The sequence below is a fragment of the uncultured Muribaculum sp. genome, from assembly GCF_910583865.1.
Lineage (GTDB): Bacteria > Bacteroidota > Bacteroidia > Bacteroidales > Muribaculaceae > Muribaculum.
Genome location: NZ_CAJTYX010000059.1, coordinates 1 through 11649, shown reverse-complemented (window position 1 = coordinate 11649; position 11649 = coordinate 1). Strand labels below are relative to the sequence as shown.

General features: G+C 56.6%; 10 protein-coding genes. 7 read left to right on the top strand and 3 right to left on the bottom strand.

From position 1 onward, the window contains the following. Positions 1 to 354, bottom strand: a 354-nt coding sequence (locus QZ303_RS10120) for a hypothetical protein (protein ID WP_295732377.1), incomplete at its 3' end; no start/stop codon positions are given. A 138-nt stretch (positions 355 to 492) separates the two neighbouring features. Continuing rightward, the gene (locus QZ303_RS10115; protein WP_295732375.1) at positions 493 to 1494 is read right to left on the bottom strand and encodes a FecR domain-containing protein; all 1002 of its coding nucleotides are present in this window, start codon (positions 1492 to 1494) and stop codon (positions 493 to 495) included. Between the two features lie 176 nt (positions 1495 to 1670). Here QZ303_RS10115 and QZ303_RS10110 point away from each other — a divergent pair, with 176 nt between their 5' ends. From QZ303_RS10110 to QZ303_RS10090, 5 genes are all read left to right on the top strand, one after another. After that, complete coding sequence (locus QZ303_RS10110; RefSeq protein WP_295732373.1) at positions 1671 to 2744, top strand: radical SAM protein; 1074 nt, start codon at positions 1671 to 1673, stop codon at positions 2742 to 2744. Between the two features lie 22 nt (positions 2745 to 2766). Then, positions 2767 to 3858, top strand: a complete 1092-nt coding sequence (locus tag QZ303_RS10105; protein ID WP_295732371.1) for a glycosyltransferase family 4 protein — start codon at positions 2767 to 2769, stop codon at positions 3856 to 3858. A 97-nt stretch (positions 3859 to 3955) separates the two neighbouring features. Continuing rightward, positions 3956 to 5599, top strand: coding sequence for a C69 family dipeptidase (locus tag QZ303_RS10100; protein ID WP_295732369.1), 1644 nt, complete (start codon positions 3956 to 3958; stop codon positions 5597 to 5599). Between the two features lie 37 nt (positions 5600 to 5636). Further along, the gene (gene queF / locus QZ303_RS10095; RefSeq protein WP_295732367.1) at positions 5637 to 6107 is read left to right on the top strand and encodes a preQ(1) synthase; all 471 of its coding nucleotides are present in this window, start codon (positions 5637 to 5639) and stop codon (positions 6105 to 6107) included. Between the two features lie 7 nt (positions 6108 to 6114). Continuing rightward, positions 6115 to 9456, top strand: coding sequence for an ATP-binding protein (locus QZ303_RS10090; protein WP_295732365.1), 3342 nt, complete (start codon positions 6115 to 6117; stop codon positions 9454 to 9456). 106 nt (positions 9457 to 9562) lie between these two features. Here QZ303_RS10090 and QZ303_RS10085 read toward each other — a convergent pair whose 3' ends face one another. Beyond that, positions 9563 to 9799 carry a hypothetical protein gene (locus tag QZ303_RS10085; protein WP_295732364.1) on the bottom strand — a complete coding sequence of 79 codons (237 nt, stop codon included), beginning with the start codon at positions 9797 to 9799 and terminating at the stop codon, positions 9563 to 9565. Positions 9800 to 10289: 490 nt separating this feature from the next. Between QZ303_RS10085 and QZ303_RS10080 the strand changes: the two genes are divergently transcribed. Continuing rightward, positions 10290 to 10691 carry a DUF5053 domain-containing protein gene (locus tag QZ303_RS10080; RefSeq protein WP_295732362.1) on the top strand — a complete coding sequence of 134 codons (402 nt, stop codon included), beginning with the start codon at positions 10290 to 10292 and terminating at the stop codon, positions 10689 to 10691. A 308-nt stretch (positions 10692 to 10999) separates the two neighbouring features. Beyond that, entirely contained in the window at positions 11000 to 11371 is a 372-nt protein-coding gene (locus QZ303_RS10075) for a hypothetical protein (RefSeq protein WP_295732360.1), read from the top strand. The last annotated feature ends 278 nt before the right edge of the window (positions 11372 to 11649 follow it).

The following is an 11649-nucleotide window of genomic DNA, read 5'->3' as shown; positions in this document are numbered from 1 at the left end:
GGAATCGGTCCTATTTTTCAATCGCCCTCTAAAGTTTAGCGGACAGTAATAATTGCCTTTAGGCGATTTCTCTTTTTTCACGGGAGTGATAAGGATTTTTCTTCCCTCTGTCTTTACCGTGATTCCCGGAATTGCCTCGCAGAGGATCTCTTCTATGGGTTTGTCTACGGCGGTTACGGACACCCGTCTGTCGACCGGTATCTGCGAGTCGGCATAGGCAAAGGTGTACTTGCTCTGTGCCTCGATCTGTTTCAGGAGTTCCTTGATAGTAACGTCTTTTACGTTGATGCTCACAGTCTGCGTCTGCGCAGGAAGGCTGAAAGTAGCCAGGGCGCATAGCATCATCAGGAACATTCGCCGTAAATTACTTCTCTTTGTGAAGCGTGATGGCATGATAGATTTAGTGAAAATTAATGGATTGATATATTATTTGATCTCAAGAGGGTTTTCACGCCCTCTCTAAGCATGCTTTAACATGTTGTGGCTCGCCGTTCAGTCGGCGCTTATGTGCAGGGTGTTGCCTGTAGTCTCGTAGGCTATCGGTGAGAGGTAGGCCAATGCGTTCATGAGGCTTTCGAGGGTTTCCCCGCCAAGAGTGACCGACAGGCGGAAAGCCGTGTCGACATCCGGATCAACCGCGAGGTCCATTCCGTAGCGGCGGCTGATGTTGACGAGTATGTCGCCGAGCGGGGCGTTGTCGAATGTGGAATGTTGCTCAAACCATCGGCAATAGTTTGACGCATCGACTTTCCGCATACTCATTTCATTTGTGCCAAGGGTCAGCGAGAGCATCTCGTCGGGCTTCAGGGTAACCTCGCCGTCGCCCCACGGCCCGCGCACATTCACGCACCCGCTGCGGAGCACCACGTCATGGATGTTGCACGTGGCGTAGTTCCTCACCTCGAACGACGTGCCTTTCACCTCGACCTCCATCTCCGACATGTCGACGATGAAAGGGTGCGCGGTGTCACGCGTCACCTCGAAATACGCCTCTCCCTCCACTTTCACCATGCGCCGGTCGCCTGAGGTGAAGTCGGGATTGTAGGCGAGCGTGGTGTTGCCGTTGAGCCACACACGGCTACCGTCTGGAAGAGTGAACTCCCCCGTGCTCCCGTGGGCCGTGACGAGCATGGTCTCGCGCTCCATGCCACCGTATCGCGACAAATGCAACCCTCCGAGCAGCACCGCAATCAACACCGAAGCCGCCGCGATGACGCGCCACACCATTTCACGGCGACGGACTTTTGCAGGAGACACCGGAGCGCCTCCGCCCGACTCTATGGAGTTGAGCAGACGCATCAGGCCGTCGATGTTCACGTATGACGATGATACGTCGCGAGATGCCCATAGACGTGCGAGACTCTCGGAAAGGCCGCGTTCGTCGCCATGATCGAGAATCCACGATTCTATGCGTGCCCTCTCATCGGCATCCATATCCGGCATTGCGGCCAGGTATCCTACGATTTTATCGTAATCGGTAATGGTGTGAGGCATTAGTTTTATCGGTTTTGTCTATCCAAGACGCACAACCGTTTGTATGTGCTAACATGCGTCAATACATTTTTTGCAAAAAATTCAATAATGCGGACGCGGTACAATAAACCACAATGAAATCGGGTTTATATAATACTCTCAGAGGTTACGCCTCAAGGCTATTAATAATCTGAATTATGTCAACCATAGATACCGTGCCGGTGCCTACCGATGCAAGCATCATACTAACATACCGTTGCCCAATGCGTTGCAAGATGTGCAATATATGGCAGAACCCCACCGACAAACGCGAGGAGATAAAGGCCGGGGACCTTCGCTGCCTACCGGACCTGAAATTTATCAACCTCACCGGAGGGGAACCTTTCATCAGGGAGGACCTGCCGGAAATCGTCGAGGAATGCTACCGCCATACCAAGCGCATCGTGATCTCAACGAGCGGATGGTTTGAGGATCGCGTCGTGGCGCTCGCCCGGCGCTTCCCCGACATCGGCATACGCATCTCGATCGAGGGGCTCAGCGGCAAGAACGATGAGTTGCGCGGGCATGCCGGAGGATTCGACAAAGGGCTGCGCACACTTCTGACATTGAAACAGATGGGACTTAAGGACATAGGATTCGGCTGCACCGTGAGCAACAACAATTCGTCCGACATGCTGTCGCTCTACCAGCTCAGCCGTTCGCTCGGCATGGAATTCGCCACCGCCGCCTTCCACAACTCATATTATTTCCACAAGGATGACAACGTGATCACCAACAAGGAGGAGGTGTGCCGCAACTTCGAGCAGCTGATAGAATGGCAACTTCAGGAGAACCATCCAAAGTCTTGGTTCCGCGCGTGGTTCAACATGGGCCTCATCAACTATATCGAGGGTGGACGGCGCATGCTCCCCTGCGAGGCGGGATCGGCCAACTTCTTCATCGACCCCTGGGGAGAGGTGTATCCATGCAACGGCCTTGAGTCGAAGTATTGGAAAAAGTCGATGGGCAACATCCACGACACACCCGACTTCATGGAGCTCTGGCGCTCGCCTCAGGCTGCCGAGGTACGCGCGTGCGTGGCACGCTGCCCGAAAAACTGCTGGATGGTCGGTACTGCCTCCCCGGTGATGCACAAGTATGTCAAATATCCCATGCGCTGGGCGCTCTCCAACAAGATACGTTCATTGCGCGGCCTTAAGCCGTGTCTCGACAAGACGTGGAACGACGTCGGGCAGGATCCGCGACAGGGCGACCTGCGTGAAAAATTCTGAAACTCATAATCCTTATAACGCCATGAAGATATTCGTGACCGGCACGCGAGGCATCCCCGGAGTGATGGGAGGTGTGGAGACGCATTGTGAGAACCTCTATCCGCGCCTTGCCGCCATGGGTTACGACATCACCGTAGTGCGCCGCGACTCATATGTCGCCGACGATAAGCGCACCGAGTGGAACGGCGTGAAGCTCCTCGACGTCGCCACCCCGCGCAAAAAAGCCTTCGAAGCCATAATCCACACCGTCCGGGCAGTCATCGCCGCCCGGCGCGACAGTGCCGACGTGGTGCACATCCATGCCGTAGGCCCTTCGTTGGCAGTCCCCCTCGCAAAGATTCTGGGCATGCGCGTGGTGATGACCAACCACGGCCCTGACTACGAGCGCGCCAAATGGGGACACATGGCCCGCACCATCATAAAGCTTGGCGAAAGCTGGGGAAGCCGTTTTTCCGACGACGTGATCGTAATCAGCGACACCATACGCGGCAACATCGGCAGGCGCTATGGGCGCACGCGACGCGTCCACCTCATCTACAACGGAGTGCCCGCGCCGGAGGTATGCGCCGACGACGCGTATTTCTCCTCCTTGGGGATTGAGCCGCAGCGCTACGTGCTAGGCATGAGCCGATTCGTGCCGGAGAAGAACCTGCATCATCTCATCGAAGCCTTCGACAGGGCCGGTCTTGCCGCGAAGGGCTATCGGCTTGTGCTCGCCGGCGATGCTGATTTCGACGACGATTACTCGCGCTCGCTCAAGCGCATGGCGCGCGAACATGACGCCGTGCTGACCGGCTTCGTCCGTGGCCACAAGCTGCACGCACTGCTGTCGCAGGCAGCATGCTTCTGTCTCCCCTCCTCCCACGAAGGCCTTCCCATAGCCCTGCTGGAGGCCATGTCCTACCGTCTGCCTGTCGTGGTCAGCGACATCCCCGCCAACGCCGAAGTCGGCCTCCCCGCCGCCGACTATTTCCCCGTGGGCGACATAGACACCCTCTCCTCCCGCCTCTCCGACAAACTCGGCTCCTCCCACACACGCATCGACTACGACCTCTCCAAATACGACTGGGACACCATAGCCCGACAAGTCGCCGCCGTATACGGCAACTCATGACCGGTTGACAGAGTTGCCCGAATCCCTCTTTTTCCTTAAATTTGTAGTCGCTGAAACAGTCGGCGACTATTATCATATAATCGACATCCAACAGAATATGAATCTAAAGACCATAATTTTCTCCGTTGCGGCATTGGCCGCGACAACCGGCTTCGACGCCTCGGCATGCACGAGCCTCATAGCCGCGCCGGGCGCTACCGCCGACGGAAGCGCCATGATCACTTATGCCGCCGACTCCCATACGCTTTACGGTGAGCTTTACTCCACTCCCGCCGCCGACCATGCCCCCGGCGCCATGCGCGAGGTGCGCGACTGGGACACCGGCCGCAAGCTCGGAAGCATACCCCAGCCGGCCCACACCTATGCCACCGTGGGCAACATGAACGAGCACGGCCTTGCCATAAGCGAAAGCACCTGGGGCGGCCGCGAGGAACTTGTCGACACCACCGGCGTGATCGACTACGGAAGCCTCATATACATCGCCCTTGAACGCTCCAAGACGGCCCGCGAGGCCATAAAGACTATGACCGACCTCGTGGCCGAGTACGGCTATGCAAGCGAGGGCGAATCCTTCTCCATAGCCGACGGAAAGGAAGCCTGGATCATGGAGATGATCGGCAAAGGTGGCAAGAGCAAGGGCGCAGTGTGGGTGGCGCGCCGCATACCCGACGGTATGATATCCGGCCATGCCAATCATGCACGCATCCACACTTTCCCGCTCAATGACCCGGAGACGCTCTACTCTCCCGACGTAATCGATTTCGCGCGCTCACAGGGGTATTTCTCCGGCAAGGACAAGGACTTCGACTTCTCCAAGGCCTACGCTATCACCGACTTCGGCGCGCTCCGAGGATGCGACGCACGCGTATGGTCGTTCTTCAAGAAGCATTCGTCGGAGGACATCGACCGCTGGCTTCCGTGGATAAACGAGGCGAAAGGCGAGCCGATGCCGCTGTGGGTCAAGCCGGCCAAGCCGCTTACCGTGCGCGACATGCAGTGGGCCATGCGCGACCACTTCGAGGATACTCCTTTCGACATGACCAAGGATGCAGGCGCAGGCCCGTTCAAGGTGCCCTACCGCTGGAGGCCGATGACATTCACCGTCGACAGCGTGGAGTACACCAACGAGCGCGCAATAGCCACGCAGCAGACCGGGTTCAGCTTCGTTGCACAATTGCGCGATGACATGCCCAAGGCCATGAAGGGAGTGCTGTGGTTCGGAGTGGACGACACCAACACGTGCGTCTACGTGCCGATGTACTGCTCGCTGCAGCGTGTGCCCCGATGCTACGCCCTGGGCAACGGCGACATGCTCACGCTGAGCTGGGATGCCGCGTTCTGGGTGCATAACTACGTGGCCAACCAGGCATATAACCGCTATTCGCAGATGATTCCCGACATACGCCGTGTGCAGAACGACCTGGAGGACAACATCGCCGCCGGCGTGGCAGACATAGAGGCACGCGCCATGCATCTCGCGCCTGCCGATCAGGAGAGCCTCCTCACGGAATTCTCATGCAATTGGGCCGAGCGCTCGACAAAGCGCTTCAAGGAGCTTGGCGACTACCTGTTCGTGAAATATCTCGACGGCAACATCAAGAAGGAGACCACCCCCGGACGCTTCGCGCGCACCGAGGAAGGCCATTGCGTCTCGCCCGTGTTCGGCGGTTACAGCGACGACTACTACCGCGCCGTGGCCAAGGATGCCGGAGAGCACCTGAAAGTAGTCAACCCCAAGTAACCACCACCAATCGAAACGTCATCACAGCAATACACCCATGTCACGTAAAGAAGATGAGATGCCGGCCCTGAGCCTCCTGGGCAACACGGCCACACATTATCCCGACAGATATTCACCCGAAGTGCTCGAGACTTTCCCCAACAAGCACCCCGGCAACGAGTATCTCGTAACGTTTCACTGTCCGGAATTCACGTCGCTGTGCCCCAAGACCGGACAGCCCGATTTCGCAAAAATAATCATCAGCTACATTCCGCGCGATCGCATGGTAGAGAGCAAGAGCCTGAAACTCTATCTGTTCAGCTTCAGGAACCACGGTGACTTCCACGAGGACTGCGTGAACATAATCATGAAAGATCTTGTAAAGCTGATGGATCCGCGCTATCTGGAGGTAAAGGGCATCTTCACACCGCGCGGCGGCATTGCCATCCACCCCTTCGCCAACTACGCCGACGAGGAGCACCGCGACATGGCTCATGCCCGCATGCTCGCCTCGTTCCCAGAACAATGACACCAGTATGACTCCGGACAAAGGAAAGAAATATACATTCCCCGCTCGCGAGATAGAGGTAAACCGCGAGTCGGGGAAACTGTTTTTCAACATCAACGCTTTCGGCAAGACCTACCGAGTGCCTGCCTACAGCTTTCAGCGCGACAACCTCCCCGAAAGCATCACATGCGTGCTGCGCCCCGACGGGAAGATGGAGCAGGATATCGACACGATACTCCCGCAATTCTACACAGTGGGCGAGGACTACGCATTCTGCGTGCTGTCGGGTCTGAAGGCAGGGGGCTACAAGGTGCGCGACGACCTCAACGGCTTCACGTTTCCGCTCACCGACTTCGGCAGGCGCCGGCTACAGCGCTTCAAGCGCATAGTCTGCCGCGTGAAGGCTATAGAGAACGGCACAGTCCAGCTGGCGCTCGTCGACTACGAGAAAGAGCGTCCCGCCTCGTTGGCGGTGGTGCCGGAGCAGATAGCCATGTTCGATCCGGAAAGCGCCATCACCGGCGAATGGATAATGAAATTCATGCGCTCCCACAGCGTGTTGGGCGAAGCGCTCGCCCTGTGTGAAAGCTCCGATCCGCGCTGGGTGATCGCCGCGCTGGAGGCCGTCGAGCGCAATTTCGCCCAATGGCTCAATCCCAAGGGGAGCCCGCGCCCCGAAGCCTATATGCAGCGCAAACTGCGCTGGCTCGAGCGATACATCGCCATAGCCACCGGAGTGCTGGAGCGCGGTAGCATACTCGGCGCATTCCCGCCGTCATCCCATGAGGGTATCCAGGCACGCCTGTCGCGCATCATCACCCACGCGGCAGATTACCGCGAGGCCATATGGCTGCTGCTCGACGGCAGGGAGCAGGCGTTTATCGACGATGCCATAGACACGTTGAAGCTGTCTGGTTACCTCTACCAGCCCGAACGGCGCATGAGAGTGCTCATGTCGCTGTTCACGCTCCGCACCGAGTATCTGCGGCGCTATGTGACCGACATATTCGACATAATCCGCGACCGGCACGCCCAGCCGCGCTTCGACAAGCTCTACAGCAAGGCGTTCATAGAGATGCTCGACATATTCATCCAGAACGAGAGCAAGCTCGTCGACTCTGTCAACAAGGCCTCCGTGCGCGAGATGATAGTGGCCCTCGCCCTGCAGCTCCTCCTCACCTCCGGACGCGACTTTGCATCGTGGAACCTCTACCGCGCCATGCTCTACCGCTATGCGTCGATGCTTATAGACAAGCGCAGCCGTGAGCTTATCGACAAGGCTTTCTGCACGCTCCTCGGCGAGAACGAGGATGCCGTCGAGTTCGGCTGGAACGACCTCGACGACGTGTCGTTGCTATGCTCCACGCGCCTGTCGCGCCCGGTGCAGCATCGCGGCATGCCGGTGCAGGGTGTCTACGAGGGGAGCACGGCCATGATCCGGCTTCGCGACAGCGTGATCACGCTGTCGCACCCCGACACATCAGGGTCACACAACGTGATTCCCGCCGACATGTTCGCGCCGCGCCGCGTGCAGGTGATGCTCGACGGCAAGCTTGACGAGAAGCCTTCTGCCGACATGGCTGATCTGAGCCGCCTCCACGCGCTCTGGAATGAGCTGGAGCAGGCACTCTGCTCCCCGCAGAAGCCGATGGCAACAAAGACGGAGCCCCCGGTAAAGACGCCAGTAACTCCGGCAGTGGGACAGACTGTGTCCGTGCGCATCGTGGGCGCACTGGCCGACAACCCACATAATTTCCTATGCGTGGTCGAGGAAGATGGTTACAAGGGACAGGGCACGATCAATACGTTTGACATCGTAATCTATCCGCTGGCGGCAAAGGTGGAGGATTTCCGCGACTTCGAATCCGGCAAGCCATTCCTGCTGAAGGCTGTCGTGGAGGAGGTGGACTCCGCCACCGGACTGCTGCGCTTCTCCATGCGCAAGGGGATACGCGAGCTTACCATAAAACTCGCCACCGAGGCGCGCGACACACGCGAGGAGTGCCGCACGTACCTCTACGACTACCGGTCGGCCACCAACCAGTGGTTCGGGGTCACCGATGCAGGTTTTCCCGTGGTGTTCAAGGCTCCGCGCGAGGAGCTGATGCCCAACGAAGTGGTCTACACCCAGGTCGACTACATCAACTCACGGCCCGACAACCGTCTTTTCATCAACGGCCATTTCCTCGACATAGAGGAAAAGACCGACAACCTCTTCAAGTTCAAGCGCAACGCGTTCTACTATCTCCTCAGCCGGTATGCCGACGGGGCGCTCTACACGCCTCCGGTCGATTCCGTCCAGACCGATACAGACGAGGGCACGGTAGCCCTGCCTCAGGAGCCTGAAATCTACCTCCAACCCGACGAGGTGCGCGAACTTATACGCCTTGTCGACAGCGTGGCATCAATGTGCCATGCCGACTATGCCCCGGCCTACAACCATCTCGCCCTGGCACGGCTGCTGTCGGCGATACTCGACGACAGCTTCCTGCGCGAGGTCTACGAGGTGAAGATGACACTCATCGAGGCCTTGTGGGCGTTTGCCGCCATGGGACGCATCGACCGCGACAAGTTTGATGCCCTCGACCGCCGCGCCTCCATGATCGCTCAGGGCGATCCCGACACTCGCCGTAGCCTCACGGTGCTGCGAGTGCTCTCACGCCTCGACACCCCCTGGCAGGAGTCGGGGGTGTTGGTCGATGCCGCCGCCGGAGCCGACGACACGCTGCTCGGCGCACTGGCGCGGTTGGTGATGTCCTACAACTTCCTGCGCGGCATAGAGGTCTACGAGGCGCGCCAGGCGCTCAAGCGCGAGATCTACCGCCTGCTCGACCTGCGCATGCCCGACGAACTGCACACGCGCGTGGCCGCCGAGGAGGATCTCTACACGGAGTTCAAGGCATCCCTCGTCTATCCGCCCGAGCGCGATCGCCACATGTCCGCCGACCCGCGCCTGCAGGTGGCCGACATAATGAAGGGGATCGACGCGATGCTCAACCAGAAGGGTGGCACCCTCTTCATCGGCGTCAACAACGCCGGCGTGCCCGTGGGTCTGCATGCCGACTTCATGTACCTCAACGGAGGTGTCGACGGCTACGACTTGCAGGATGTGAAGGACAAGTTCCGCCTGCTGCTCGACAACGGCATGCGCCGCCACTTCGGCGCCGCTCCGGAAGGCGTGGTGCTATACCCCGACTATGTGAAGCCGGAGTTTGACTTCATCGACGGGAAATGGGTGTGCCGCATCGACGTGCGCCGCGCGCCGGTCGTCATCCCCATGACCGACGGCGCCGTCTACGTCCGAGGCATCAACGGCAAAGGCGACCCCCTCACCCCCAAGGAAATCAAGTCCCTCCGCGCCACCCGCTGACCCGCCCTCCCCGTCTCCCCGCATCTCCACTTATATCCATGCGGGGAGACGGTGCATCAAATCATAATCTCACGCACACAAATTTATTTGATTATCCCCCGTCGCGTCATTGGGCAGCGTAGGAGAGGACGGTGGGACTCTCCACGTCGACACCGTACTCTTTGGCGCGGGCAAGTATGGCACGGGCGAGCTTCGGCTTCAGCTCTTCGGGGCAATATCGGAAATAGGCTTCGGCGGCACGCACGTGTGCCGCATCGGGCATAGGGTACTCACGGCGTTCGGGCAACCCGAAAACGCTGTCGGGAAGCTCTTTCTTCTCCTCATAGGAAATTCTGTCGTTCATAGGACATTACTTGTTTACAGTTAGTAAAGTACTAACACCCCCTCCCCCGCCTTGGTTCTATCCCCCACCCTAAAGATCGAAATCCCGCAGACACAAACGGGCAAACATATAATCCGCAGTTACAGTATTTCCGATTCCCCACCGGCCAATCACATATTTTTGCTTGAGAATTTTGTCAATAATCAAAAGATTATTAACTTTGAGGTGTCTTAAGTAGACATGAGAACATTAACAGGTTTAAATGACCGGATAGAAATCCTCAATGAATTGAGGTGCTACTTCCGAAATGAACAGCGGCTAATCGAAGATGGGTGGCTGTCAGAATCGGACTTCTTCAAGATAGTGGATGAGCTTATAAGAGCTTACGTCGCTGTCCTATTGACGGAGGAGTGACAGAAAAAAGAGCCCCGGAGGCCGCTACCGGGCTTCGGGACTCCTTTATAAGTTAATATTACATGCCTACTTAAGACTTTAATAAAGGATACGTCACATGAAACCAGAAATTAAAGCGATAATCGACCGAATAGCCGCCAGCCCTACATTATCGGCGACAGAAACGGACGCCTTGATGAAGGAGGCATTCGCTATGGCATCCTCCCTTGAAGATAGAAGGGAGGCAGGGGATTATCTACGCAAAGCCATAAGCAGGAGGAAACGTCCGGACATAGATGTCAAAGTCATCATGGGTGAGGCTTCCGAATTTCTGAACCTATCCTATATTGCAAAACGTTTCTTCAATAAAGACCGGACATGGCTTTATCAGAGGCTAAACCGATCCATCGTCAACGGAAAGCCGGCAGCATTTTCAGAAACCGAGTTAAAGATATTCTCCGATGCCCTCCACAAAATGGGGGTAGTCATTCAACAAACCTCAATTAATTTATCTCATTAACTACTTAAGACAACGCAAGAGGGTGTTTCATAACAGTAATGATTACATTGCTATTTTTCCAAAAATCCACACAAGCATTTTTTATCCTGCATTGAAATATTTCTGTTGCATACCTCGATTTTATATCGTAGGATGCCATTTATGGATGGGTATTCAACCGTAAATAACCATTTAAATTTTTTCATACCATGTTCATAGCCGTCTGCACCATAATTGGCGTTATATTTTTGGCTCTTGCTTTCCGCACAGAGATGAAATCCGGTTCAGGGTCCCATGTCCCAGCAAAGGCTTCGGAGTCGTCTCAGAAAATGTCCCCGGAAGCGGAGCGTCTGCGTGATATCGCAGACGCGCATGCCGACTTCTCTGCGGAGGTATTCATGCTTAACGTGCATGGGCGTAAGGCTGTGGCGGAAGTGGACTACCTGTCAGCCGGAGATGCTCTGGAGCTGTACGAGACGAGTTCAGACGATATATGTGTCCGTACCCTCGACGGGGTGAAGCTCGGCACTCCACTTATCCCCATACAGTCCGATTTTCGGCGTGCTCTTGCTGAACATGTTGAGTACGAAGTATATATGGGCGGTCGCAATAACGGATTCATGGACAATGGCGCATTGATCACCATAATCGTATTCTACAAACTCGATGGTGTCCCACCCTCTCATCTAACAATCGAATGATATAGATACTTTTTGATTTTCTCGGCTCGTGCTCTAACGGCACGGGCTTTTTTGCCTTTTACCACCCATTCATATTTGATGGTTTTTGCCTTAAAATCAGTCAAATATGAACTTAGGCAACAACTTTCGATACCGGCCCGGAATCTGCCATGTCCCGGTTCTGTTCCGGCTTAGAGCGGAAATTGCCCGCGGCTCGCTGAGCCGCAGGCAATTTCGCTCCATCTGGTCGGGGTGACAGGATTCGAACCTGCGACCACCTGGTCCCAAACCAGGTGCGC

Coding starts and splice junctions, on each gene's coding strand:
- QZ303_RS10080 (WP_295732362.1), top strand. CDS start 10,290: ATGAAACCAGAAATTAAAGCGATAATCGACCGAATAGCCGCCAGCCCT.
- QZ303_RS10085 (WP_295732364.1), bottom strand. CDS start 9,799: ATGAACGACAGAATTTCCTATGAGGAGAAGAAAGAGCTTCCCGACAGC.
- QZ303_RS10090 (WP_295732365.1), top strand. CDS start 6,115: ATGACTCCGGACAAAGGAAAGAAATATACATTCCCCGCTCGCGAGATA.
- QZ303_RS10075 (WP_295732360.1), top strand. CDS start 11,000: ATGTCCCCGGAAGCGGAGCGTCTGCGTGATATCGCAGACGCGCATGCC.
- QZ303_RS10115 (WP_295732375.1), bottom strand. CDS start 1,494: ATGCCTCACACCATTACCGATTACGATAAAATCGTAGGATACCTGGCC.
- QZ303_RS10100 (WP_295732369.1), top strand. CDS start 3,956: ATGAATCTAAAGACCATAATTTTCTCCGTTGCGGCATTGGCCGCGACA.
- QZ303_RS10110 (WP_295732373.1), top strand. CDS start 1,671: ATGTCAACCATAGATACCGTGCCGGTGCCTACCGATGCAAGCATCATA.
- queF (WP_295732367.1), top strand. CDS start 5,637: ATGTCACGTAAAGAAGATGAGATGCCGGCCCTGAGCCTCCTGGGCAAC.
- QZ303_RS10105 (WP_295732371.1), top strand. CDS start 2,767: ATGAAGATATTCGTGACCGGCACGCGAGGCATCCCCGGAGTGATGGGA.